The 25,436-nt window shown below is 54.8% G+C and carries 19 protein-coding genes; 7 read left to right on the plus strand and 12 right to left on the minus strand.

Features of this window, described 5'->3' with window-relative positions:
* Nucleotides 1-126 precede the first annotated feature (126 nt).
* Entirely contained in the window at nt 127-1,335 is a 1,209-nt protein-coding gene (locus tag P8935_RS05715) for a cytochrome c3 family protein (RefSeq protein WP_348264027.1), read from the minus strand.
* A 181-nt stretch (nt 1,336-1,516) separates the two neighbouring features.
* On the opposite strand from P8935_RS05715, the gene P8935_RS05720 reads away from it, so the two are divergent.
* Both P8935_RS05720 and P8935_RS05725 read left to right on the plus strand, forming a co-directional pair.
* Nucleotides 1,517-2,848, plus strand: a complete 1,332-nt coding sequence (locus P8935_RS05720; protein WP_348264028.1) for an oligosaccharide flippase family protein — start codon at nt 1,517-1,519, stop codon at nt 2,846-2,848.
* The gene (locus tag P8935_RS05725; RefSeq protein ID WP_348264029.1) at nt 2,845-3,807 is read left to right on the plus strand and encodes a WecB/TagA/CpsF family glycosyltransferase; all 963 of its coding nucleotides are present in this window, start codon (nt 2,845-2,847) and stop codon (nt 3,805-3,807) included. Before P8935_RS05720 ends, P8935_RS05725 begins: the two co-directional genes overlap by 4 nt.
* A gap of 13 nt (nt 3,808-3,820) precedes the next feature.
* On the opposite strand, the gene P8935_RS05730 is transcribed toward P8935_RS05725, so the two are convergent.
* The 11 genes from P8935_RS05730 to P8935_RS05780 form a co-directional block, all read right to left on the minus strand.
* A complete protein-coding gene (locus tag P8935_RS05730; protein ID WP_348264030.1) occupies nt 3,821-4,531 on the minus strand; it encodes a hypothetical protein in 711 nt (236 codons plus the stop codon).
* Entirely contained in the window at nt 4,531-6,063 is a 1,533-nt protein-coding gene (locus tag P8935_RS05735; protein ID WP_348264031.1) for a hypothetical protein, read from the minus strand. The genes P8935_RS05730 and P8935_RS05735 overlap by 1 nt, the downstream gene beginning before the upstream one ends.
* Nucleotides 6,060-7,853: an ATP-binding protein gene (locus P8935_RS05740; RefSeq protein ID WP_348264032.1), complete on the minus strand. Its 1,794-nt coding sequence runs from the start codon at nt 7,851-7,853 to the stop codon at nt 6,060-6,062. Before P8935_RS05740 ends, P8935_RS05735 begins: the two co-directional genes overlap by 4 nt.
* Nucleotides 7,854-7,895: 42 nt before the next feature.
* A complete protein-coding gene (locus tag P8935_RS05745) occupies nt 7,896-8,645 on the minus strand; it encodes a response regulator transcription factor (protein WP_348264033.1) in 750 nt (249 codons plus the stop codon).
* Nucleotides 8,646-8,711: 66 nt separating this feature from the next.
* The gene (locus P8935_RS05750; protein WP_348264034.1) at nt 8,712-9,920 is read right to left on the minus strand and encodes a glycosyltransferase family 1 protein; all 1,209 of its coding nucleotides are present in this window, start codon (nt 9,918-9,920) and stop codon (nt 8,712-8,714) included.
* The gene (locus P8935_RS05755) at nt 9,917-11,167 is read right to left on the minus strand and encodes an O-antigen ligase family protein (protein ID WP_348264035.1); all 1,251 of its coding nucleotides are present in this window, start codon (nt 11,165-11,167) and stop codon (nt 9,917-9,919) included. The genes P8935_RS05750 and P8935_RS05755 overlap by 4 nt, the downstream gene beginning before the upstream one ends.
* Nucleotides 11,160-12,470 (minus strand): lipopolysaccharide biosynthesis protein, encoded by a 1,311-nt coding sequence (locus P8935_RS05760; RefSeq protein ID WP_348264036.1) that lies wholly within the window; start codon nt 12,468-12,470, stop codon nt 11,160-11,162. The genes P8935_RS05755 and P8935_RS05760 overlap by 8 nt, the downstream gene beginning before the upstream one ends.
* A 22-nt stretch (nt 12,471-12,492) precedes the next feature.
* Nucleotides 12,493-15,363, minus strand: a complete 2,871-nt coding sequence (locus P8935_RS05765; RefSeq protein ID WP_348264037.1) for an SLBB domain-containing protein — start codon at nt 15,361-15,363, stop codon at nt 12,493-12,495.
* Nucleotides 15,360-16,637: a nucleotidyltransferase family protein gene (locus P8935_RS05770; RefSeq protein WP_348264038.1), complete on the minus strand. Its 1,278-nt coding sequence runs from the start codon at nt 16,635-16,637 to the stop codon at nt 15,360-15,362. The genes P8935_RS05765 and P8935_RS05770 overlap by 4 nt, the downstream gene beginning before the upstream one ends.
* A 5-nt stretch (nt 16,638-16,642) precedes the next feature.
* On the minus strand, nt 16,643-17,140 hold the full coding sequence (locus P8935_RS05775) for a cytochrome c (RefSeq protein ID WP_348264039.1): 498 nt from the start codon (nt 17,138-17,140) through the stop codon (nt 16,643-16,645).
* A 2-nt stretch (nt 17,141-17,142) separates the two neighbouring features.
* Nucleotides 17,143-17,466 (minus strand): cupredoxin domain-containing protein, encoded by a 324-nt coding sequence (locus P8935_RS05780; protein ID WP_348264040.1) that lies wholly within the window; start codon nt 17,464-17,466, stop codon nt 17,143-17,145.
* A gap of 523 nt (nt 17,467-17,989) precedes the next feature.
* On the opposite strand from P8935_RS05780, the gene P8935_RS05785 reads away from it, so the two are divergent.
* The 5 genes from P8935_RS05785 (at nt 17,990) to P8935_RS05805 (ending at nt 25,101) form a co-directional block, all read left to right on the plus strand.
* Nucleotides 17,990-18,913 (plus strand): hypothetical protein, encoded by a 924-nt coding sequence (locus P8935_RS05785; protein ID WP_348264041.1) that lies wholly within the window; start codon nt 17,990-17,992, stop codon nt 18,911-18,913.
* The gene (locus P8935_RS05790) at nt 18,910-19,233 is read left to right on the plus strand and encodes a hypothetical protein (protein WP_348264042.1); all 324 of its coding nucleotides are present in this window, start codon (nt 18,910-18,912) and stop codon (nt 19,231-19,233) included. The genes P8935_RS05785 and P8935_RS05790 overlap by 4 nt, the downstream gene beginning before the upstream one ends.
* Nucleotides 19,234-19,295: 62 nt before the next feature.
* Nucleotides 19,296-22,742, plus strand: a complete 3,447-nt coding sequence (locus P8935_RS05795; protein ID WP_348264043.1) for a carboxypeptidase-like regulatory domain-containing protein — start codon at nt 19,296-19,298, stop codon at nt 22,740-22,742.
* Nucleotides 22,743-22,774: 32 nt separating this feature from the next.
* Nucleotides 22,775-23,788 (plus strand): aldolase, encoded by a 1,014-nt coding sequence (locus P8935_RS05800; RefSeq protein ID WP_348264044.1) that lies wholly within the window; start codon nt 22,775-22,777, stop codon nt 23,786-23,788.
* A complete protein-coding gene (locus P8935_RS05805; protein ID WP_348264045.1) occupies nt 23,788-25,101 on the plus strand; it encodes an MFS transporter in 1,314 nt (437 codons plus the stop codon). The genes P8935_RS05800 and P8935_RS05805 overlap by 1 nt, the downstream gene beginning before the upstream one ends.
* Nucleotides 25,102-25,436: the final 335 nt, after the last annotated feature.

A 25,436-nucleotide genomic window follows, 5' to 3' on the forward strand; every position in this document is an offset into this window, starting at 1 on the left:
TTCATCACCATAAAGCGCACACAAGGCTTACTTGTCAGCCAATTGTCATCCGGTGGTCATTGCATTGCTAAGTGCGGACTCCAGCTAGGCAATTTATTGCAGGACTTTGGTTTACATCGATCTGGTTTATTGTCCGACGCGCCACGACGATGTAGTCGACCAGCTCTTCAATTGGGCCAAAGCCCATTCGTTGGATTTGTCGGTATGACAGGATGTGCATGGATTTGGAATTCCAAACTGCTGAGTCAGGCGGGGAGAGATAAATCGAAACGTGTGACTGCTCACGTAGTTGTTGCCGAGCGTTTGGGCGATCTTTGGCATGTGGCAAGCCGTGCACTGGCTCCCCGCGCTACTGGCAGCATGGTGCGTATGTTCACTTACTGTTCCCTTGAGTCCTGCTGGGTTGCTGCGTGTGTGGCAACCCAGGCAAAGAGCATTGCCCGCTACGATCAGGTTTGAGGGGTTGGCGTTGCTGTGTACCTCGTGGCAATCAAAGCAGCGCATGCCTCGGTGGTACATCACGCTCTGCACGAAGTCGTTCCCCTGCATGCGATTCTTGTGCCCAGATGCATCCGGCCAGAAATAGAAATCCTGCGTGCCAAATCGTGGAACCTCAAGATTCCAGACTTCCGCCAGCCGATGGCCGGGAACGAAGCCAACCGGCCAATCAACGTATTTTCCATCCACTGGAAGAATGAAAGGTCGGCCCTGGCTGTGGCATTGAATACAAACATCATTCCCACTTACATATTCAAGTTTCTCAGGATTCACAATATTGGAGGTTGTTGGGTGCGCGACATGCTGGCTCCCAGGCCCATGGCACTTTTCACATCCCACATTCCATTCTGTAACTTCTCCCGTTTCTAACTGGTAGTTCACAGAGTGGCAGCCGTCGCACGTTGGTCCAGTGGGACGATCTTCATTGGGTTTTGGATAGTGCGCGACCCACCAATCGGCTTCGTCAGGAACGTGGTACGGAAGCCACTTCCCGTTCCTGATGTCCCATTGAGCGGGGAGGGGGTAATAGCCACTGCCCTTTTTCGCGAAGTAGCGCTGTTTCCATCGGCTGCCATACACGAACGCGACCTGGTCTAGATTGAACGTGCGATTGGGGTCGGGATGATTGAAGTCGCCGAGAACGACTTCGGGATGCAGCCTTGGATCGTGCACCACATTGGCCATCCTCGTCTGTTTCCATCCGTTAAATTCTTTCGCGTGACATTTGCGGCAGCTTTCTGATCCTGTGTAGTGCGACTTCATCTCTGGCTCGCACAATGCAGTCGCGGATAGAAGCAGAACCCCAAGCAGCAAAGCCATTCCATCGCGAACCATCATGCGCGCGCTCCTCGTTGACAAGTGAAATTTAACAAGTATGCAGAGCGGGCCAACTCATTCTATCCATGAACTATGGTCCTGAGACGACTGACAATCAAATGACAATCGCCTGACCGAGGTCTGACACTTGTCATCGCAGCCTCGCATAGTGTCGAGAAGTGTTGAGAGACGCGCGAGCAACATGAGGCTACAGATCGCCAATTCCGTTTATGGCCTGCTCGATTATGCGGCTTACCCTTTCGGTATGCTCGCCCTGGCGCCGATCGTATTGCGCCACCTGGGCAGCGCGCAATATGGAATATGGGCGGTCGCGACCGCGATCGTCAGCTTCGCGTCCATCATGGCTTCAGGTTTCGGCGATGCCAACATTCAGCAGTTGGCAACACGCAGGAGAGCTGTCGATTCGGAACCCCTGCTTCGGGTGGTACGTGCCACCATGGGAATCCACATACTTCTCGGGACCGCGTTAGGCCTTATCTTGTGGATCGCCGCCCCGACGCTTGCAAGTCGGTTATCTCTCTCCGATGTGGCGCTGCATCATGCATGCCTATCGTGCATTCGAATCGCCGCCATCATCACACTGGTTCGCGCTATTGAAACTGTCTGCATCAGCACGCAGAGGGCCTTCGAACGCTACGGAGCCGCCGTCAGAATCAGCATCGCTGGACGCTTGCTCAGCCTCGTCGCCGCGGCGGTGCTTGCCACGTTCACCGGAAGCGTGGTCAACATCATGGCGGCTACAGCGGTCTTCGCATCCCTCGGTTTGATAGCCCAGTTGTTTCGGCTAAGACAACTGCTGGACTATCAAGGTCTCGCCCCATCTTTCGAGCCCGCCGTAACGAGGGAACTCATCCGTTTCGGAATCTTTACGTGGCTGTTATCTGCAACCGGGGTGATGTTCAGCCAAGCCGACAGGTTGTTTGCGGGCGCATCGATGGGCGCTTCTGCTGTTGTCTCTTATGCGCTCTGTGCGCAGATATCGCAGCCAGTATATGGACTTACCGCCGCCGGACTTCATTTCCTTTTTCCCCACTTTGCTTCCCGGTTGTCTTCCACTCCATCTGCTGCGCTGCGAAAGACTTTGTTGACTACTGTGCTGATCAATGTGCTTCTCGTCATTGCGGGAACGGGTAGCCTGCTCGCTTTCTCGGGCACACTTCTTCACGTTCTGGCTCCTGATGCAATTGCTCGCGAATGTGCGCCACTTTTGCCATCGGTACTTGCAAGCTCCGCACTGCTTGCCTTCTGTGTTTCCGGCACCTACGCGATGCTTGCGCTTGGGCGAGTGCTTTCCGTAACGATGATCAACCTGGCCGCAACCATCGCCCTGCTACTCGTGATTGTCATCTTCCTTCGCGGCTTCGGAGTGACCGCGATCGTCGCGGCGCGATTAATCTTCGCTCTCATCTCGTTGCTGGTCTATGTCCCGCTGTTTCACGAATTGCGCTATGGCGTATTCCGCTCTGAAAGTCCTGTCGCGCGCACACATGAAATAGCAGCGGAGGAGGCATGACTGAGCGGAGCACCTTGTTTGACTCCAATACTTCGCAGAAACCGCTGATCCTGACGCGAGCAAATGCGATATCCAACGCAGCGAGAGCGTTCGTTCCTAACGGAACTGGAGCTGCCGGCGCGCACGCCAATGTACTTGGAGTACGGGTCGAAGCGATCACTATGACTGCCGCGCTTGAACGAATCGAATGCGCGCTACTGATGAGCCAAAAAGGCTACATTTGCCTCGCCGGAGTTCACGGCATTATGGAGGCCCAGCGAAACGCTGCAGTCAAAAGTGCCTTTGACAATGCCTTTTTGACGCTGCCCGACGGCACCCCAACTGCTTGGGTTGGCCGGTTGCAGGGATTGCCATGGATGCAGAGGTTGACCGGGCCTGATCTCATGCTTGAAATATTTCGAAATAGACAATTCGCCAGCTATAGACATTTTCTGTATGGCGGAAAACCAGACGTAGCGCAGGAATTGGCGACTAACCTATCGCGGCAATTCCCCTGGGTTGAGATCGCCGGTACGTACACTCCGCCGTTTCATGACTTGACGATCGCGGAAGAGCAGAACCTGGTGTCAACGATTCGTGTCTTGAAGCCGCATATGATCTGGGTGGGCATCAGTTCGCCCCGGCAGGAAATGTTCATGCACAAGATGCTTCCCAAGTTGGATACTTCCCTGATGTTTGGCGTTGGCGCGGCCTTCGATTTTCACACCGGTCGGATCAAGGATTGCGCCGAGTGGATCAAGCGCGCAGGCCTTCAGTGGCTCCATCGGCTGATCCAGGATCCAAGGCACCTTCTTGGTCGCTATGTGCGCAATAACCCTGCGTTCCTCTGGCAGATTGCTCTTCAATTGGCGGGCATTACCGTCTACGAAACTGAACATCCATCAAGCGCGTTGACAACAGAATTGCAACGTCTCCAAAAGCCCAATGCTGATTTCTGCATTGGCGACACTTACGGATGAACGTATTGGCTTTTTAGTAGGTCGGTTTCACATCGTGATCGTAAGCCTGCCCGTACATGTTGGTGTGGGCTGGTGTTCCCAACAAGGCAGCGGGAATCTGCACAGATCCCAGGTCGGCAGATCCCGGAGCGACATGAACTCGGCGAACCATCTTATTCAGATCGGCCTGCCCGACGCCTTCGATCCATATGTGCAACTCGTAGTCTCCGGACCGAACGTACGAGAGGTGAAAAGCTCCCTTCGGATCGGCCACGTCATAGAGAGCCGTCGAAAGAGTAAGGATCACCGCGCTCATCTCCGGGTGAATGTTGCAAAAGATATAGGAGATACCCTCGCGGGAAAAAGTCACGGACTTTGTGGAGCCAGCTTCGTAGAGGCCTAGGTCAAATCGTTTTCCATCAAACAGTGAGAACACGTTGTGAAAGAACGGGTCGGCATTCGGAAACTGCACTACGCCCCCAACAGGAATGATGAGCAAATGCGGTTTGAACATGCGATTCTTTTGCTGAAGTGTGTAGCGACGCTCCGGAACGAACGGAGCCGGTGGCGTTTCTTGCAGCGGCTTTAGCCAGAAGACGGCGGAAGGGACGGCACGCCGCGTTGCGAGCTTGGGAAATGAAAGCCGCATGTTGACATCCACCGTCGGGTTGGTTTGCCCGCTCAGTCCACTGGCAGCCAGTATAAGCAACAGAAGCATCCGCAACGTGTGTCGTGCTCTGCTCATCAGAAACGGTACCCCGTCGCGATCCCGATGATATCTCCGGTAGCGGTGTAGTAGTTCACTGGAGAGCTCATAAGATGACGGTATTCCAATGAAAACAGCAAATAAGCGCTGGGCCGATAGATTACGTTGCCGGTAAAAGTCCGATTGCGTGCGAGGTTCAGATAGTAGGAACTTTGACTACCCGAGTAGGGCCTCAGCTGTGCTGCCGGCACTTGATCGGTCCCGAATGCAACGTTGAATTCCAGATGCTCGCTGGTGCGCTCCTTCCACTGCGCCCATCCGCCGAAATCGTCGAGCGTACGAAATGAATAGCCCGACGGCAACATCGGATTCAAACGATAGACGTAGTCTTTGTAAGCGCCGCCACCCAGGCCGCCGAGGGCCTGCCCCCAGTAGCCACTGCCGCTAAATTCAGCACGGCCCGGAAGCGGAATACGGTAGTCCAATGTGCCGGCCCATGAATTGAAGCGCGTCCCGCCCTGCGTTTTGTGGGGAACGTAGAGGCCGCCGAATCCCATGTGCAGCCCGTTTTCATTTGTGCCTTTGACAAAGGCGACTCTGCCCTCGACGCCGGGCCAACGACTCATCTCGCTTGTCGAAGGTTGAGCGAGGTTTGCAGACGCCGTAGCGACGTTGTAAATCTGCGGCGAATTCATGACATCGATCAGCGCGGCCTCAAGTCTGAGACGTTGCGAAGAAGAAGCTGGGAAGTCCGCTGACATTCCCACTTGCGGATTCCATGTCCACAGATTTCCTGACCACGACAGAGCCGGAACAGCGACCGCAGTGAGCGACGTGGGAGAGTTAGGCACCACAATCGCGTGGTCGAGAGAGAAGAATGCCTCTGCCCCATCCCAGTTCAGAGAGGCGTGGGCAGTTCGCAGCCGAATAAGCCCACCTCCATACGGGGAACCGGTGGATCCCGAAAGTGACGCTCCGTCAAAATCGACACGCACGTCGGCATGTGTCCGAGCATTGAAGAGATGAGGCCCGTGAGCATCGATGCCGAGCACTGTTTGCCGCAATGAAGCGCCTGTCGCTCCTGCGCCCTCAAGAACAAGCGTCGGGTTTACCGGATCGTCTGTCAGGGCTGTATTTACATAGCCGGTCAGCAGCACGAGGCCGCTTAACTTCAGCGGATATTTCGATTCGCTTTCGACCTTAGCTTGCTCGTGAGTAGCGATCTGTGTTTCTTCAAGAGACTGCTGCTCGCGAATCTGGTCGACTGCGGCGGAAAGCTGAGCGGCAGAGGTGGTTGTAGTATCTACCGCGTGCTCTTGTGCCATCTGCTGTCGCAAGCGAGCCAGTTCAGCCCGCAGTTGCTCCATTTGGCGTTGCGATTCATCAAGCCTGCTCTGCGCCTGGCTCATTGCCTCAGTTAGCTGCTGCACTTTCGATGCGAGACTCTCATCCGTAGCTTGCTGGGCCTCCGCCGCCAAACTGGCCGCACAGATGAGGCCGAGCAATGGTGCGCAAAGACGAGAGGCAACCCGGATCGAGATACGCTTTACTGATGCGCGATACTGGATCATCCCGCTGCCCACCTTTTCTGATTGGCGCTCTCTGGCGAAGTATGCTGCACGATTCCTCGAGCGATTGTCATGCGAAAGATCGTTTGGCCGGGGCTGCTTGTTACAAGAATTACCTCCCCGCCGTGCTCTGCAGCGATGCAGTTTGCCAGGGTAAGGCCGAGTCCGGAGCCCTTCTGCTTTCCTTCGCTGACAAATGGCTGGAACATACTGCTGCGGACATTCTCCGCAACCCCTGGTCCGTTGTCCTCAACCTCGATTGAAATCACGCCATCACGAACACCGAGATGCGCCTGCACGCGCGCTTCCTTTTCCCCAGTCCGCGCCGATTGGCATGCGTTGAGCAACAGATTATAAATGGCTCTCTCGATTTGTTTGCCATCGACCAGCGCGGCTGAGTCTGCGGGATCTCCATAATTGGCCGTCAGTGTAACTCCTGCGGCATCAGGATGCGCGTGAAGCAACGACAGGGCACGTTCCATCAGAGTGGCGACCAACTCATGGGAGCGCCGTATCGCCGCACCGGTGCGGCTGAATATCAGCATCGATTCGATGAGCTCCGTTGTTCCGTGTACCGCGGTGCGAATATCGCTGAGAATCTCGCCACGTTCGCTCTCAGAAAGCGGGGAAGAGGCGAGGAATTCAGAATTCGCGTAGACGCTTGCAAGATAATGCCGCAGATCGTGGGAAACTGAGCTCGCCATGCGCCCGATGGTTGCCAGGCGCTCAGACTCGAGCAGCGCGAGGTTGGTGCGCATGATTTCGTCGCGCATTCCAGCGAACGCCAAGCTCAACTGTCGAACCTCGCGCGTGCCGTCGCTTGGAAGGAGGTGCGAACTGTCGCCCACGCCGAAAGCGCGAACGCCGGTAGCCAAATCCTCGAGGGGACGAGTTACGATCCTCGAGAGCCATATCATCAAAACCGTTCCGATGATCAGCGCAAGAAATCCTGCGAATAGGACGAGGCGGTCAATCTGCCTAATCGACTGTTCAGCCTGGTCAAAAGATTTCATTACCACCAACTGAAGCGGCACCGGTGAGCTTGGTGTGAGATCACGCATCGCGACGATGAAGCGTGCATTTCCTAGTGTCAGCGTGACCGGCGCATTCAGATCATGTCCCTCCACAATCGTGGTGCCTACCATTTGACGAACTACTGACTCATCCAGGGTGCTGGCCAGCGACCGTCCCTGGCTAAGAAATGTCGCTTCGACTGCAGTTACCTGGCTGATCTGCCGCAGAAGGTCGGGGCCGATGACAAAACCGCTGATTACATATCCCAGTAATACGCCATCTTTTTCCCGGCCAAAATAAAGAGGGTGCACAGAGCACGCGTACAGGTGGCCGGAGCTTACAAGATAACGGGGCGTCGGGGTCTTGAAGAGCTGGCTGACATCCGTGGCTAACTGTCTGGACCCTGTGGGATCCTTTACATAGGCCGCAGCAACGCGTCCTTTGTTATCTGCCAATGCGAAAAGATCGCTTTCGCTGATCTTCCAGAAATGAACTCCGCCATCTTCAATGGTGGCCTGATCGCTGGTGGTCATCAGGGCTTTGAGAGTAGGCAGATCGGCCAACAGGGCATTCTCTTCCTCCAGGCCAGCGAGACGTTGACTCTCAAGGTTTTGAAATGTGATAACGGAGTGCTCAAGGTCCTTGGTTAGGCCCTGGGTAACTTGCGCCTCGAGCTGATGGCGAACGATGAGTAAGCTGCCAAACGTTGCGCTCGCAATGATCACTGCCATGGCGGCAACCAGGAGCACGCGGGTCCGAATCCCTCTGTTCTCGCCCATGCGCTCTACTCCTGCACCGTTCGGAGTTTCATTCGATAAAGCTTAAGGTACAAACTTGTATCCCGCTCCGTATATTGTCTGCAGGTGTGTGGGATTTGCCGGATCCGATTCCAGTTTCTGCCTCAGTTTCAAAATCTGGTTATCCACCGTACGCGTCGTCGGATATGAGTTATAGCCCCACACCTCATTCAGCAGCAATTCGCGGCTCAGCACGCGTTCTGGATTCTCGGTAAAAAATCGCAGCAGTTTGAATTCGTGTGAGGTCAGCACCACAGCCACGCCCGATCTACGTGCTGTCATCTTCTCGAAATCAATTTCGCACTCACCAAATCGATATACCGCAGATTGCGTCGGCCGCTTGCGTCTCCGGATCGCTGCCTGGACGCGTGCCATCAACTCGCGAGGGCTGAAGGGCTTGGTCACATAGTCATCGGCACCAAGTTCCAGAAGCAATACCTTGTCAACAACTTCTGTGATTGCACTCAATACGATGACCGGAGTCTCCGGAGAGAGAGACTTCATCGTCTGGCACAATTCGCGACCGGAAATCTGGGGAAGGATCAAATCGAGGACGACCGCTACGGGGCGGTGAGAGCGAAAAAGCTCCAGTCCAGTCTTTCCGTCGCCCGCGACAGCGATCGAGAAGCTCTCTTCCATGAAGATCCGCTTCAAGACCTTTTGCATGCGCGGGTCATCTTCGACTACCAGGATCGTTCCTAATTCAGGCTTGGCAGCCTGTGCCTCACCAACATCGTCCAGAAGAAGCTCCTGAATGTTCATCATACGGTTCATTTTGCACTCGCATTTGAACGTAAAACAAGCCCGTAAAGCGAAATGACAAATGTTTTACAATTCCGGTTAAAAATGCGCCGCGGTTGGCACTTCGTCTGCAAGAGAAGAAGCGCGTGCCGGGGCATAGCGCTGGCCCACGACGTCCGATGATACTCCCGGCAAAGAGAGTAGCAGCTGGTAAACCTTCACATATTGCTGCGAAACATGACCGGGTGCGAGGTGCGGCAGAAAGGCAGGTGCCGGTTTTGTCTCTTGAAGCGTAGCCACGATCTCTCTCGCGAAGGCCTCTTGCGCGCCCGAACCGAGTCCCACAAATCGGCACTTCTCTCCGCTAACTTCCCGGAACGCCGGAATGTCAGAGCAGACAATGCGGCACCCGGCAAACAACCCCTCGATTACCGGCAGGCCAAAGCCCTCCAGCGTCGACGGAGCCAGCAGCAATTCGCAATTCCGATAGCACCATTGCAACTCTGCATCGGAGATGCCACTCACAAATGAAACTCGCTCGGTGAGGTGGGATGCGCGAACAAACCCGTAAAGATCCGCAGATTCCGGCCCTGGCATTCCCACAACGACCAATCTTGTCTCTTGAGGAATCTCGTTGCGAACGATCAATTGTCGGAATGCAACCAAAGCGGTCCTGATGTTCTTATTGCGGCGGTGCTGTGCCACACAGAGCAGAAACGGCGCATCATTCCAGGTAGAAACGAAGGGGGGCTTTACCGGCGTTGGCCCACTCTCCACGCAGTTGAAGATCGTGATCGCCTTCGACATCGCCCAGGGGATCCTGATTCCGAGTCGAAGACGCGTGCTGTCTGACACGCAGGCAATTGCATTTGCGTTCTTTAAGCACTGCTGCAAAATGATCCGATTGAAGAATACCTTTGGAAACCCGAAGTTTGATGGAATGTCATATGGGTAAAGATCATGAAGGGTCACAACTACCGGGCATGGAAACGCGCAAGCTCGAATAGGGGAAGGATAGGCGATATGCACAATGTCTACATGCAGTTGTTCGGCAACTGATGGAAGCGTTCGGTAATACCACAGATTTCTGTGTAGCGTGCCGGGGCGCAGGTGCACAGCGTGTATGTGGAGTCTCGTATCCATGCGAATTATGGATTGGCTGACGTAGTCGTATTCCCAAGGCGCTACCAGAAGGTGAACGGATGAAACGTCCGGGCGCGTCAGAAGACCTTTCACCAGGTTGGCTGCATGTCGAGAAACGCCAGACATGGCACGGTTGGATGTAACAGCTGCGATCAAAATGTTCACGAGGTGTATTCCTCCGTCATGCCAGTTGAGATCAAATGGCGAGATTCTAAATTCGCGTTCCTCGCGAACCCGGGCGCTCGTTGATGGACCAGAAATATGCTTATAAGCGCGATATACCAGATCGGAAGAGAAAGATCGAAATTCTCTGTATCCGCTAAACCCCGAATCAAAATGAAAAGCATCAAGGCCATCAGCTGAACTCGGAGAGATAGCGGGCTTGCCTTGCGGAACTGTTTAAACAGGCTTCCGTAGATGCCGCCGAGCAAAACCACCCCTGCGGCGCCATATGCGTAGAACTGTTGCAACAGTTCGTTATGCGCATGCCACGCCTCAAAACTTCCGAAGGGTGGTATGACATTGCGAAAGGAGTGAAATCCGTGTCCGACCCATGGTTGCTGGAGGGATCTTGTCAGTACAAAGGCCCAGATCCCGATGCGACCTGACAGCGTCTCGGATTGATTGCCGAGATGGGTATAGACCTCGTAGTAGTTCACGATCAATCCCTGGAACGTCCACGTCACGACAAGGGGAGGAACTAGGAGCAGTAGCTTGGCGCGCCAGCTCTGGGAACGATCCAGCAGGAGTTGTAGAGCCTGCGCCGCTACAAAGGCAATGATGGTCGTCTTGCTCAAACTACGAAGGAGGCTGATGGCAAGAAGAGCTGCCACCATCCGCCATGGGAACGAGGAGCGACCAAAGATCTGAATCAAAAAGACTGCGAATGCGCATGTGAATCCGATTGCGTTGGGGCTGAAGTAGTCGTCGTCGCCAGGGCGAAGATCGTACATGGTGGGTGAAAGCCATTCCACGGCGGCAATCACAATCGCCCCCAGAACATACCCCTTCATCACGGACTCGGCTTGTGTTTTCAGGTCGCCCACCCGCAGCACCAAAAGAATCATTACTGTTTCCGCGGCAAGCTCGCACCAGTACGCAAACGCGATGGGCTTTGAGATTGTGGCGCTCCATGCGAGGCTGCATAGTCCCATCGTGAGAAAGGCGAGTGCCCATCGTAGAGGCCGCGCATCAAGCACTTGGGTCAAAGAATTGGTGCCTGGCCCGAACGAGTAGAGCATCACAGCAAGCAAGAGTGCGAAGTGCAGCGCGAAATTTACGTATGCGCCCATCTTGGGGTCTGATTGGAACAGCAAAAAAGTGATACAAAGCCGGGCTGCAAAGTAAAAACCCACGAGTGAAGGCATCAAAGGCGTTGAAGAGCGAGGCACCGTCATCGATTGGTCAGGCATTAGAGGCCCTCCCAAAAGCGGATCGCGCCCGCAATGCCTGTGCTCGGATACTCATCGCAACCTGGGTGCCCAGGATCTTGCGCTCGTCTGACGAATCCATCTGCCGCCAGCGATGTCGGATGAGGATTGAAATCGCCGCACAGATCATGCCGAAGGCCGTAAGCAATAAGCAGAACAACGTTCTGGGTGGGAAGCTCTTCTTCTCTGGAATACCCGGAAGATCGATGACGCGGACAACCGGAACATCCTTCGCTTCCTGGATGCGCGCCAGCTCAAATTGTTGGGTAAGCATTTCATACAGCGTTTCCTGAACGCGCACCCGACGATAGATATCAGCGTAGGGAACTGCGAGGCGAGGAAGTTGCCGAAGCGACGGGTAGTCGAAGGTCGATCGATCGAATGGAGCCGTCTCTGATCCTGCGAGCCGGTCAGGTTGGAGTGGTGTAGAGGTGCCACTGATTGCATCGAGTTGACGCTGCAACTCACCCACCCGGGCCTGGCCCGAGCGAATACGCACATTCTCATCTCCATAAACCTGCTTCAGCGAATCCAATTCGGATCGCTCGAATATGATTTGCCCCTCCAGCTTGGCCGCAGCATCTACGGTTGCCCGCGTTTGTTCCTTCATGTCAATCGCAGTGTGAGTACTCGCAAACTCGCTCATGTCCTGCTGGGCACGTTCGAGGTCGGCTTGCGCACCCTGAAGGCGTTGCTCGATGAAAATGCGCTCCTGTCGTGCGGAAGATGTATTGGTTCGATTGACCAACAGATTCAATTCATCCAGATAGGCCTGCGCCAAATCCCTTGCTCGATGTGGGTCAGAATCCTCAACCGTGATCAGGATGACGCCACTCCTCTTGTCTTCAACAACGGACGTGTGTCGAGCCAGGCGTTTTGCTGTGTCAATGCGGTAGCGCTTTCCATAAATCTCTTGCAGGTGAAATCTGTCGATGAGATCGTTGCTGACGGTCGCGCTCTTGAGCAGGTCGACGAACAAAGGACCGGTTGTGCGCGCTCCTAATAAGCTCCCGGCCAGTCCACCGAGTCCGCCGAGCTCTCCCCGACCTGCGATTGCCGCCAGCAGAGCCGTACTTGCGCCGGATGTCTCTGGCGGCATAATGCGTGTCGTCGATTCGTACTTCTTCGGAATAAGAAGAACAATGACAATGCTCAACAGCAGCGATGCTGCCCCAACGCGGCCCAGGATCCTGCGATGTGCCCACAACAGCGAGGCGTTCGTCACCCAATTCGGTGCGCTGTGCTTGCCGTCGTAGTTTGTCGCCATGAGCATTTCGGCTTGCATTCGAACCCTCAAGAGGTAAAAGCTATATCCCCGCAACCGCGGCCGTGATTGCGATTGATGAAGCTATCTGCGCAGTACTAAGCAGATTTCGCCAGAGCAATGAAGCGCCAATGATCTTCTGCGGCACTACTACAACATCGCCCGGCTCAAGATGCGTGGAAAGTACGTCGTGGTCGTACCACTCGCCCGATCGCCTTCCGACCACCGAGCCATTGGCACGAATAACAAACACTTCCTTGCGATTGGCCGCAGTTGTGGCTCCGCCTGCATGTTGCAGATACCAGCCCGCCGTTTTTCCGGGAGTGAAAGTGATCGCCGAAGCGTTGTAAACCTGTCCACTTACCAACACGAATCCAGGCCGTTTGGGAATGCGCAGCACATCTCCGCTGCGCACCTCGATGTCCGCTGAAGTTCCCGCCCACTTATCGATGTCCGACGAGATGTGGATGACCAATCTCCCAGTCGCCGGTTGGCTCTTGAGCCGCGATAAGATCTGCTCCTGTTGCTGCTGGATCATCTGCGCCTGCCCGGACTGGTCCGCGGATGTGATGTTCGAAGATAGGCGAGCCGCCGCGGCGCTGGTTTCAATCTGTCGAATCAGCTCGACACGACTCTTCTCTTCAAGCTCACGCACCTGCTCGCGAACCAGGACCGCGCCGGCCGGATAGGCTGTCTCGCGAAATCCTCCTGTACGCCGCAGAACATCGCTGAGCCGCTCGCCCTCTTGAAAGCCGTAGCTACCTGGATGAGCAACCTCGCCCTCAATCGTGATCGACGCGCCGATGTCGTTCCATCCCGTGATTTGGTGGATGGTGATTACGTCGCCGGCTTTCAGTTCGCGATCCGCAGCAGCATCGCCGCGATCGACCGCGTCTCCAATGCGAACGTCGGAACGCTGGCTCTCTATCTTTGTGCCGTTGACCACGCGGTAGCTGATCAGGTCCGCGGTCTCCACCAGTGCGTCTCGCTTGAACCCGCCTGCCATGCGTACCAGTTGAGCCGCGGTCATACCTTCAGAGAGCGGATAAGATCCCGCGCGCACGACCTCCCCGCGTATCTCGACCTTTGGTGCATCCACGTCGTACCTGCCTAGCACGCGCACGGTATCGAACGGCTGCAGCGGAAGATTTCCATTCCCGATCAATACGTCGGGAACATTGAAGTCGATGGTCTGCACGTGCAGGTCAGGCGGAACAAGCCGGACGATTTCGCCCTGTGCAGCCGGCTCCGGGAGTAGATCTTTATAGCTTGTCAGAAGTTCGCTGAGACGCATTCCGTTGTGATACGGATGCCGGCCGGGCCGCACGACGTGCCCCTCAAGGTAGACGATGCGCTCGCTGTAGGGAGCGATTGGCGCGATATGGATCCGGTCGCCGTCCTTTACCTCAAATTCCGGAACGGCTTTCTGGTCTTTCGCGATAGTTCCGATGCTGATCGTTTCTCGAAGTTGGTTCGCGTCAATCCGTTCAACCGAAATGTGCTCAAGCGAAGCCGCGACTGTAATTCTGCCTGCATCTTCCAGCACGGCGGCGAGATTGGTTTCTTCTTTCAGTTCATAGATGGCTGGCCGTTTCACTGCTCCCGATATCGCAACTTGCGGACCGGTGGGTGGCACGATCAGCGTGTCGCCAGCCTCGATACGGTGTTCTGTTTCGCGCATTCCGCGAAGAAGGAAGTCATAGAGATCGACTGTGCCGATCAGTTGCTTTCCTCGATAATGCTTGAGGATTCGCAATGATCCAACAGCTGAGGGCCCGCCCGCGGCATAGAGCGCAGTGAGCGGCGATGCGAGAGAACTTATTTCGTAAGCTCCTGGCCTTTGCACATCGCCTACAACGTAGATTCGAATCGTGCGAAGTCTGCTGAGCGAAACCGATACTTGAACGCTGCGATACTGCTTTTTCAGCGTCTCCTGAACGAGGCCCTGCGCCTTCTCAAGGGTGAGTCCAGCTACTTGAACATCCCCGGCTTCGGGAAGAGTCAGATGCCCATCGGCTCCAACAACGCGTGAAAGTGTCTGCGAAAAGCCGCCCCACAAGTCAATCGTGAGACCGTCGCCCGGCCCGAGAACATAGTCCGGCCCGACTGGTACATCCAATGGAGCAAATCCCGCAGGCGACTTATCGCGGTGAACAAATGCCTCAGATCCAAAACGTTTGAGTGGGCCGGATGAGTCGGGAATTTGTGTGTAGAGATCACGAAGGGACGCGAGATTATAAGGCGCCGGACGTCGAAGGACCTGCGGTTCGCTGATGCCGCTGTTGGTATCCCGATCTGGCTGGTCGCTCGCGTCCTCTCTCCTTTGCGATCCGACCGGAGGGCGCAGGCCGGCATTTCCATCTGTGAGCAAGTTGGCAACTTGCGGGTCGAAGCCGTGGGCAGTCTGTGCCATTTGCAGGCTTTCTGCATTCGATCCGCCAAACCCACCGGAATCTGACCGTTCCAATGAATTGTGATTTTGCGCTAAACCGCGCTGAAGATCATCGTCGTTTACATATCCCCTGGCCCTTAGAAATATCGTGATGTTCTGGCGCAGGTTCTTATCCGATACGATCTGGCTGTACACCATCTCGTCGGTGATGGAATCCGCCCCGGCAGCATTATCCCCATGCTGCGTTTGCGCTAGCAGATCTTTTATTTCGATCATCACTTCAGGTCTGCTCTGCAGAATTGAAATGATCTGCGATGCAGACAGCGCAACCTGCGTTGAAGGCTCAAAGTCGTCAGAGTTCTCGCTTCTTGAACTGCGATCCGCAGTGTCGGTCGCGGGCGAGCTTGGGGTGGAGGGGCGGGGAACCGTCTGCGCGATGACGATGCTTGAAAAAAGGCACAAGGTCGCAGCAGCACTCGACACAAGCGCACGGAAATGAGTCTTGCGCCATTGGCTCGTCATTGCGAAACACCGTCCAGACGGCGCTGCCAGCGAAGCGATTCGATAGCTAACCCAACTCCCTCAGCGACGTGAAAGCGCAGCCGACCAATCACAAATTTTGCTTCATATCTGTACCGCCTCAATCTCGTCAGAAGTCCTTCATCTGTCATCGACCGTGTAACCCGCGGCGGCCGGTGAATTGGAAACATTAGTCTCCTGCGCGCAACATGTTCGGATGGCGTTGGTGGATAAACCTCTTTGCGCAACAAGAGATAAAGCTTGCTGACAGGCGAGTCAGACAACAGCAAACGGCGGCCGTATAGCTGGATCCAGAGGCAGACAGCGGCAGGCAGTTCGTCCATCGACCAACGTGAAAGTTCGCGCGGTGCGAAAGGCCCAAACATCAGAGTCGTCAATAATGTGGCTGCGCCGATCGCGGTCTTCGCCCCCGGCTCGCAATTAGCGATCGACTCCACTTCCGCCCAAAATGCGGTGTCACTGTGGCGCATGCAAACGTGCCTCCAGTACTCGAGAACCCACGACGCCCGCGTGTGTTCGCCACACATATGCTTGAACAAGTGCTGTCCCTGAAGTACGAAGGCGTCGGCTGCGGAGAGGCAAGGAAGCAACTCACCACGAATGCTCCTGCGTTTCGCGCGCGTCAAACGATCAGCATTAGTTGCCAGAGACAGCTCATCGATCAGGTGTATCTCAACCGAGCGCTCGGGTCGCACTTGATACAAGTTCTCGAGCGACGAAGTCCCCGATGGGCCGGCCTTGTACTCCCAGGTGCAGCCGCTGACGGCGTCCAACGTATATCCAAACGTCGCTAGGCAATCCTTAGTCAACGCGGCGTCCGAATCCCGGACGAGAATGTCGAGGTCCATCTGGTTACGCAGCGAACTCTCTGGAACTGACTCGAACGGGAGCGATATCCCCTTAAGTACGGCGCATTCGATATTTCTCTGCCGCAGAGCCCGGATAAGGTCAGTCAGTTCCGTAAATAAGGAATCGCAACGATCGCGGTTTTCCTCCCAATGCGTACGAAGCTGATTCACGAAGATCGCGGGTACACATGACTCCAGGTCTAGCGCGATTAGCCGATCAAGAAAATACAAAGAAAGACCACTCACGTCTAGCCAGTACTTCGCTCGCAGCCAGTCGTTCAGCTTGAACTCCCCCAGTCGGGCACGAAGCGCCGGCGCAGGCTCATAGAAGCTTGCGATAACAGACTCTTTCAGGCGAAGGGCTCGCCGAGTTTGCTTTGTCTCGATTTGAATCGGTCCAATATTCATAAGCCTCAGTGGCTGTACATCTCTGGTTCGCCCGCAGTGCCGGCGGGAGGCAGGTGTCGCAGATAAATGACAATGGACCAGATTTCCTCGTCGCTAAGAGTCCCTTTCGATCCCGGCATGCCCGAAGGCCAGATGCCGTTGTCGATCACCCACTTCAGTTGGCCGTCGGTGTAACTTTGAATCTCAGCAGAAGCAAGCGATGGAACGGGAGGCGACATCCGGTCCGCAAATGGCACCCCCGTGTTCTGTCCATCCATTCCGTGGCATGCGACGCAATAGTGGGAGAAAGCTTCTTTCCCGTCGGCCAGAGTTTCGGGTGATAACCTGATCGGATTTCTCTGACTTCTGTTCCCCACGAACAGGTTGTGCTTCATTCTCAGCATGACCCGGTCTTCAATGACGCCGGGCCGCTGGGCCTTCATTCCGTGAGCCACAATGAACAAGGGCCACACGGAAAGTCCAAGGACGAAGATCAGTACAGAAATCAAAATCCACCGGATCATCTCTATCCCACCACGTGAATGGTCAGCGTCATCTGCCCGTGACCGGATCCGCAAAACACTGAGCAATGACCGACAAATGTACCAGTTATTGAAGGAGTGAAACTCATCTCCGCACTCTTTCCTTTTCCTGCATGCAGATCAAGATTGAGTTCTCGAATGCGAACTCCATGAGCAACATCCTCGCTCGTCAACACCAGATCTACGGCTTCACCTTTCTTCAACGTGATTTCGGCCGGCTCGAACGCGAATCTTTTCGCGATCACTTCAACGCGGTGTGGACTGGCCGGCGTTGCAGTGGAAGTGCACATGAAGACCAGGAGAAGCACAGTTACCAAGACTCGAGATATAAGCGCGATTCTCCGGTATGGATGGTCCTTTTCAACTAAGCTGGTATGCTCCGTTCCAAAGAACTCCCTCTGAAAATTGATCGGCACAATGACTCCGGCGTTTGTATTGTCTTCATGACTTGCGACACTGATTAACCTAGTGCACTCTCGCAAAGGGGGTGTCATGCATGTGTCAGTGGATTGTCATGACTTTGTCGCTTACTCTGGCGATTGATTGAAAGTGCACTTTTTTCTCAGCCTTCTCAGACGCTATCGCGATTCAGACGAGATTTGCTTTTGGCAGACTGTCGCTTCCGATGACATTCCGCTGACAAAGAGAAGACTCTCCATTGACACCCTGAGAATCTACCGAAGATACGGTAGAGCCATGTTGCTAAGCGCGCATCTGTCGATCACCTTGCGTTCAAGCGCTCGAAACCTCGGAGTCGTTTGCGCAATTCTGTTGTGCCTGATTCCGGCTCTATCGGCTCAAGACAAGCCTCTAATTTCGGGAGGGGTTGGATTGGTAACCAGCACGAATGGCGGGAACACAACCTACATACCGGTCATCTCCCCTTTGCTAGCCGCGCCGCTGGGGAATCATCTCCTCGTCGAGAGCCGCGCCACCATCCTTGACTCGTACTTTCCCAAGGGAAATGGTCAGCCGGGATATACCAGTTCTTCGTTTCTGGGTCTTTCCTATCTCCAGTTGAATTACCTCGCGAATTCGCACATGACTGTGGTGGCAGGAGAGTTTCTAACTCCGTTCGGCACTTACAACGAGAGACTGACACCTATATGGATAAGTAACTTTGAAAGTGCTCCACTTACCTTCTCTCTCGGCACCATGAACTCGGGTTCGAGCGTCGGCGGCATGCTGCGCGGGTCAGGGGTTTCCACGAACAGTATCTCCCTCGACTACGCCGGCTACTTCTCGGCCGCAAGCACGAACGAGCAGTTCAACTCCCAGCGTTCAGCCGGAGGAAGAGCCGCTTTGTATTTGCCAGAGGCTCGCTTGGAGATTGGCGCTTCGTACAATCGCCGTCTGCAGGATCAGCACCAGAACTTCATTGGCCTGCACCTTTGGTGGGAGCCGGCCGACGCCTTGGTCAAGTTTCGTTCAGAGTATGCCCACGGTCAGCATGCCCAAGGTTATTGGATGGAATCGGAGTTTCATTTGACGCGGGCCACGGATGCGAATACATTCCGCCGCGGATTTCAGCCGGTGGTCCGCTGGCAACAGACGTTCCGAAGTAGTCCCGACTCCAGTGATGAGCTGCCTTCCGCCGATACAAATCGCGCCGACTTTGGACTTGACTATCTCTTTCCGCACGAAGTCAGGATCAACACAAGCTATTCCCGCCAGTTTGCTTCTACAGGGAATCGCAACATATGGCAGACCGGCCTTGTTTACCGATTCCTATTTCCGACGTGGAGAAGCAAATGAAGATGATTGCGTTCAGTCGTAGATTCTGCGTGGCCATGGTCGGCACATTGGGTCTTATTGCAGCCCTGCCAGCGCTCTCCGCCTCGAAGTTCCAACCGCTAGATTCCCAACCTCGCGCAAAGCAGAGCGACCACAAAAACGCTGGCGTGGCGAATTCAGGCGACGGTGAAAAGAAATTCAAGCAGAACTGTTCTCGATGCCACGAGGCTCCGCAAAATCTATCGCCCAGCATATCCGGAACCGTCCTTCGGCACATGCGAGTACGCGCTTCGCTCAGTCAGCAGGACGAACGCGACATCCTTAAATTTCTCAACCCTTGATGAACAATCGTGCAGCTCTCAGGAGTTGCGATTCAACACCTTCTCAATTTAGGGGACTTGACATGAAACTGAATTTGCTGAGTCGCTGTTCGTTCGCGATCGTTGCAAGCTGTCTCTCTGTAAGCGCGGCTTTGAGCCAGGCTCCCGGGACGGGCGCAATCACGGGGTCCGTTTTCGATCCTGCAGGCGCCGTTATTCAACACGCGCAGGTGACCGTCACTAATGAAGACACAGAGGCCAAAAGATCAGGCTCAACGGATGCGGCCGGCTCGTTTACCTTCCCCCTGCTCACTCCCGGCACGTATACCGTGACCGCCCAATCAGCGGGATTTAGCGAGAAGACTGCTGAAACCGTCAACGTCGTTGTCAGCGAGACAAGTATCGTCGACTTTCACCTGACCGTGTCGCAAGTCGGCGTGAGTCTGAATGTTCAAGCTGGATCAGAACTCGCACAGAGCGAGAGTTCGGCGCTCGGGCGCGCGGTCGACCAGCAAACCATCGAAGCTCTTCCTCTCTCCAATCGCAACTACACGCAGATCCTGTCGCTCTCACCAGGCATCGTTGTTGAACTGCCTAATGCAACTGCCATTGGCAGGGGGTCGCAGGACGTTACAGCGAACGGCAACAAAACGACTGGCAACAATATTCAGTTCAACGGCATTGATGCCAACAACCTATCGCAGAATTCTGCCGCAAATGACGGCGAAGAGGTTGGCGTAGCCGCTCCGGCGCCCGATACGATATTGGAATTCAAAGTGCAGACGGGCAACTACGACGCTACCTATGGCAGAGGTACCGGAGCCAATGTCGACGTCGTCAGCAAAACCGGGACAAACAAATATCACGGCACGTTGTGGGAGTTTCTCCGCAACGATATGTTCAATGCGAACACGTTTTTCTCGAAACTCACAAACCAGCCTCGACCCGTACTGAAACAAAACCAGTTCGGCGGGGCGTTTGGTGGTCCAATCCTCCGCGACAAGGTTTTCATTTTTGGCGCGTACCAGGGGCTTCGCTCCAGCAACGGCCTGGGTAATCAGGTTACAGTCAATCTCCCGCAACTTACTTCCGATCGTTCTGCTCAAACTCTCGGTGTTCAATTCTGTGCCTATCCAACAGCGGCGGGCGGCCAACAGATTGCATGCGATGGATCCAACATCAATCCTGTTGCTCTGGCACTCCTCAATTTCAAGCTCCCAAACGGAAAGTTCGCCGTGCCAAGCCCGCAGATCAAGCTTCCTTCAACGGATCCGACGCAGATGCCGATTGGGGAATCCACTTATTCGCTGCCAGCGAAGTACAACGAAGACCAGTTCACACTTAACGTAGATCAGACTCTTTCGCCAAAGAATCAATTCGCTGCGAGGTTCTTCTACTCGCGCGCGCCGTTAGTCGAGCCATTCTCGCCTAACGCGGCCACTGTGCCCGGATGGCCCACCACAGAACTCGATCAGAATACGATGCTCGTGCTTTCCGATACGCATGTCTTCAATCCTCGTCTGGTCAATATTGCCCGATTTGGTTTCATGCGATTCGATGGGGATTCCGCCGTTACTAATCCCGTCTTCACGACGGATCTCGGCACCCAGTCTCCGACGGGTACTTCGGGCGCGAAAATCCCTGCCCCGGGAATCACCGTCGATGGACTTTTCACCGTCGGCGATGCCGGCACACCGTACCAGTGGCAGGTCACCAATAGCTTCATCTGGCAGGACACCGTCTCTCTCACCAGGCGTAACCACGCTGTTCGTTTCGGCGCAGAGGCAAAGCGCCACCAGGTCGACGTTAACGCTCCATTTTCTACTGATGGACTTCTCGACATTCGCACTTTCCCAGATTTCCTTCTCGGCGAAAGTGCTGCCCAAAACGGAAGCCCCACCGGCAGTAGTAACGTGAGTTTGAGCAACGGAAGCTCAGGTCTCTTCCGTAAAGACGAGCGCTACATTGATCTCGCGGCGTTCGCACAGGATGACATCAGGCTCTCAAATCGCGTGATGTTAAACGCCGGCCTTCGCTACGAAATCTTTGGCGCTCCATCCGACATCAACGGGAGGCTCGTTACGTTCGATCCTTCCATTGCCACCAAAAGCGCGCCAAACGAAGGAACACTCAGCGGATTTGTTGTGCCTTCGAATTTCAAAGGCCTGGTCCCTGACGGGGTTCTCAAATCCTCGATCCCAGGCCTCTTCCCTACTCGCAAGTTGGACTTTCAGCCCCGCGTCGGACTGGTTGTTCGTCTCTCCCAGCAGCCAACCATCCTTCTCCGCGGCGGCTACGGACTCTACTTTGACAGGCTCTCCGCGGGCCTTGCTGAACAGTTACTGGCTGTCGAACCGTTTTCGGTATTTCAGTTTTTTGCCGGTTCGTCCAACGCAGGAGCAACACTGCAGCAGCCGTTCGTTCCCCAACTCCCGCCAAACAATGCTTATCCCACCTTCGTTCCGCGCATCCCGGGCGGAGGTCCAAGCCTCACTGCTATCGCTCGAAATATGGTGAATCCATACACAGCGGAGTACAACCTCAACACGCAGATCGCATTCGCCCACGACTTCCTTCTCGAAGTTGGATACGTGGGCACGCGTTCTCTCCACGAGGCCGGTTGCGTCGAATTCAACCAGGCAATGCTGGCCAGCCCGACAAATCCGGTGAATGGAGAGACAACCAACTCCGCGGCGAATGTTATCCAGCGCCTGCCGTTTGCTGGAATAAGTCCCGGCTCTCTTTTGTGCGAATCTTCTTTCAACGCGAATTACAACTCATTGCAGACCAGCGTTACCAAGCGTCTGAGTCACGGTTTGGAGTTTTTAGGCAGTTACACCTGGTCAAAGAACCTTGACCAGACCAGTGGCTCATCGGGCAGTGAGGTATTCGAAACTCATCTCGTCACCAATGATCAAACCAATTTCAGACAGGCTTATGGGCTCACCGACTTCGATCGCACCCATCGCGCTGTACTGAGCCTGGTCTATAACACTTCGTTCGCGCGACACTTGCCGGGCCTGTTATCGCGTGCCGTCGGCAACTGGCAGATCTCGGCTCTGGCAGTTGCTCAAAGCGGAACGCCAATCACAATCCTGGACGATAGCGCAGGCAGCGTCTACGGAAACTATCCTTTTGAAAACCGCGCTCAGCTCGTCGGCGGGATCAAGCCAACAACTTCCGGTTCAATGTATTCGCGGGTTCTTACCACCTATCTGAATGCCGCCGCATTTACGTCAGCGCCGGAAGCACCCAACGGCACAGGGCCCGGTGACACCGATTTTGGAAACAGCGGCGAGGGCCTGGTACGCGGTCCCGGCCAGCGCAATATCGACATGGCGATCGAGCGAACCATTCCGCTCACGGAATCGCATCACGTAAATATTCGTGGTGAGTTCTTTAACTTGACCAACACCACGAACTTCAACAATCCGAACAGTAACGTCAGTTCGGGACCCTCATTCGGTGTCATCAATTCCACGTCGACAAATCCGCGCATCATCCAGCTCGCGCTCAAGTATCAGTTTTGAGGCGTAACTTGAGATCGAGAGAGTAACCCATCATGATGACAATCGAAGAAATTCGGGTCGCTTGCGCTCGCTCTGAACCAGTGCACCTGGGTGATCCGGCTCTCGCGCGTTTTAGCATGCCTCTGTGCGAAACGTTCTATCCTCTCGGCTTCCCACTGCAAATTGAAACCAACTCCGAGGAGGTTCTAAACTGTGCGGCAGCCAGTTGGCAGGGCTTCGTGAAGCTCTTCGATACCCAGCCACTTCGGCTGCGCATTGGCGTTCGAACTGCAGCTTCATCGGATTGTCCACCCGCACCCGTCTGCAAAATTCAACAACATCTGGCCACCAACATTGCCGATCCTGACAATTTTTCCGTTATCGATCTTTCCAAGGGTTTTGCTTCCATATGGCTGACCCAGGCGGCTGTGGCGCACCGTAGTTATCTGCGGTATTTCTTTCTTGAGTCCGCAGCGATGTGCCTGCTCGGTACTTCGCACACAACCGCCGTCCATGCGGCGTGCGTTGAATACAAAGGATGCGGCATTCTTCTCTGCGGCGACTCCGGTGCGGGTAAATCGTCGCTCTCCTATGCCTGTGCACGTGCAGGCTGGACATACATTACGGATGACGCAAGTTTCCTCGTAAACAGCCGCAACGATCGACTCGTCGTAGGGAATTGCAACCAGGCTCGCTTTCGTCCTTCTGCCGTCGAACTCTTCTCAGAGCTTACCGGCAAAGAGATCATCCAGCGGGCTCAGGTCGGCAAGCCTTCGATAGAGTTCAATACTCAGACTCTCCGCGACGTATCCGTCTCCTTCACTTCGCACATCAACCATGTGGTCTTCATCAACCGTCGAAACGTGAGACGGCAAGAACTGGTCGAATTTCCCCACGAGGTCGCGAAATATTCAATGCTCCAGGTACTTTTCAGCCTGCCTGATACCATGCTCGTCCAAATCGCGATGATCGAACGCCTCCTCGACTGTGGCCCGCTCGAACTCCGATATCACGATTTCACCTGGGCGGTCGAACGACTTGAGCACCTCGCGGAGAGGGGCTTTTAGTGAGCTCCCCCATCGACTGCGTCCAGGCCCCCACTGTCAGTAACTCTGGAACAGTTGCGCGGCTGCGCTCCTGGTGGCAAGCCGATTCTCTAAGCCGGCAATTCTTCATCTTCTTCGTTGCGGCATTCTTTTTTGACTTTGGGATTGGCCTGTATTTCTTCCTTTTCAACTTGTTCTTACTGAATCTCCGGTTCGACGAGCGAATGATGGGCTTAGTGACCGGCGCTCTTACGCTTGGCAACGTGATCGGCACCATACCCGTAGGCATTTTGGCCCGCCGTTTCGGATTGCAGAAATTGTTGCTCTTCTGCTTCATCGCTTCGCCACTCATGTCGATCTTGCGCACGATGGTGGCGTCGATGCCCACACAAATTGGTCTTGCATTCATCGCAGGGATGGCGTTGAGCTGCTGGCCGGTTTGCTTTGCCCCTGCCGTTGCCAGTCTGACAACCGAAAGCAATCGTGCGTTCGCATTCAGCATTGTGTTTGCCACGGGAATCGGAACCGGAACACTTGCGGGTCTGGCCGGCGGCTCAATCCCACAGATGCTCTTCCGCATTCACGGAGTTCATCATCCTGCTGACGGAATTCGATTGGTCCTGATTGGAGCTTCTCTCCTCAACTGTATCGGCATCTGGCCGGTATCGCGCCTGAAGTTGCTCGTTCCCCCAAAGATCGAGCGAAACGGACGGCCACTCCTCAATCCCTTTCTTCTTCGATTTCTCCCCGCCTTCGCTATCTGGAGTATTGTCACCGGATCCTTCATCCCGTTCGCTCCAGTCTTCTTTCAAAAGCAACTTGGGGTTTCGCTGCAACATGTTGGCCTCATTTTTTCTGCCTCCCAATTTGCGCAATTCTCGGCAGTGCTCATGGTGCCCCTCCTCTTTCGCAAAGTTGGGTCACACGCAAAAATTATCGGTGCGCAAATTGTCGCCGGCGCTGCGGTACTTGTACTCGGTATGAGTCACAGCGCATCGTATGCCGTCGCTTGGTACCTTGTGTACACCGCGGTTCAATTTACCGCAGGACCAGGATTCTATGGGATGCTAATGGGTCGTATACCAGAAGCAGATCGCAGCACTGCATCGGCATTTCAGAATATAGTAGGCGCTCTGGCCGGGGCCGGCTCCGCAGCACTCACTGGCGCTCTTGTCGTTCGCTATGGGTACAGCCTCGTATTCAACATCGACGCAATTCTTACAGGGGTTGTGGCCCTTCTTGTCTGCGTCACTTATGGATATTCAGCCGGCGTAGCTGATGATGCAATCGTCTCGTCAAGTGCTTTGAATAGCACAGGCGGTCGCGGCCTTTGATCGAGTCAGTCACTCTACCGTCCCTTGAACTTGCTCCCGTAACCTTGCGCCTCCTGAAGTCCGTCGCAAATTTGACTTCATGCCAAAACGCCCATCTGCGTCATCCGAGTCGATCAGTGTTTCCCAGGCAGATGCCCGTAGAACCGGCCACCCTTCCCTTGACGATTTCTGGACTAAATCGGTGATTTCTCAGTCGCCGACCATCCGCCAGTACACGTTAATCGACTGCTTTGCCCAGTTCAAGAGAGTTAACTGCTGTTTGAGTGCCTCACGCGGCGGAAAGCGGTGGCATAGCAGATTGTGCTTTTACTTGCGTTTGTGCTAGTTTGTGAATC

This window comes from Telmatobacter sp. DSM 110680, from assembly GCF_039994875.1.
GTDB lineage: Bacteria > Acidobacteriota > Terriglobia > Terriglobales > Acidobacteriaceae > Telmatobacter.

Excerpts from the sequence above, each read along its gene's own strand:
- P8935_RS05720 (WP_348264028.1), top strand. The coding sequence starts at position 1,517 with ATGAGGCTACAGATCGCCAATTCCGTTTATGGCCTGCTCGATTATGCG.
- P8935_RS05755 (WP_348264035.1), bottom strand. The coding sequence starts at position 11,167 with ATGCCTGACCAATCGATGACGGTGCCTCGCTCTTCAACGCCTTTGATG.
- P8935_RS05795 (WP_348264043.1), top strand. The coding sequence starts at position 19,296 with ATGAAACTGAATTTGCTGAGTCGCTGTTCGTTCGCGATCGTTGCAAGC.
- P8935_RS05775 (WP_348264039.1), bottom strand. The coding sequence starts at position 17,140 with ATGATCCGGTGGATTTTGATTTCTGTACTGATCTTCGTCCTTGGACTT.
- P8935_RS05790 (WP_348264042.1), top strand. The coding sequence starts at position 18,910 with ATGAAGATGATTGCGTTCAGTCGTAGATTCTGCGTGGCCATGGTCGGC.
- P8935_RS05770 (WP_348264038.1), bottom strand. The coding sequence starts at position 16,637 with ATGAATATTGGACCGATTCAAATCGAGACAAAGCAAACTCGGCGAGCC.
- P8935_RS05740 (WP_348264032.1), bottom strand. The coding sequence starts at position 7,853 with ATGGGCGAGAACAGAGGGATTCGGACCCGCGTGCTCCTGGTTGCCGCC.
- P8935_RS05745 (WP_348264033.1), bottom strand. The coding sequence starts at position 8,645 with ATGAACCGTATGATGAACATTCAGGAGCTTCTTCTGGACGATGTTGGT.
- P8935_RS05735 (WP_348264031.1), bottom strand. The coding sequence starts at position 6,063 with ATGATCCAGTATCGCGCATCAGTAAAGCGTATCTCGATCCGGGTTGCC.
- P8935_RS05800 (WP_348264044.1), top strand. The coding sequence starts at position 22,775 with ATGATGACAATCGAAGAAATTCGGGTCGCTTGCGCTCGCTCTGAACCA.
- P8935_RS05760 (WP_348264036.1), bottom strand. The coding sequence starts at position 12,470 with ATGCAAGCCGAAATGCTCATGGCGACAAACTACGACGGCAAGCACAGC.
- P8935_RS05715 (WP_348264027.1), bottom strand. The coding sequence starts at position 1,335 with ATGATGGTTCGCGATGGAATGGCTTTGCTGCTTGGGGTTCTGCTTCTA.
- P8935_RS05725 (WP_348264029.1), top strand. The coding sequence starts at position 2,845 with ATGACTGAGCGGAGCACCTTGTTTGACTCCAATACTTCGCAGAAACCG.
- P8935_RS05730 (WP_348264030.1), bottom strand. The coding sequence starts at position 4,531 with ATGAGCAGAGCACGACACACGTTGCGGATGCTTCTGTTGCTTATACTG.
- P8935_RS05765 (WP_348264037.1), bottom strand. The coding sequence starts at position 15,363 with ATGACGAGCCAATGGCGCAAGACTCATTTCCGTGCGCTTGTGTCGAGT.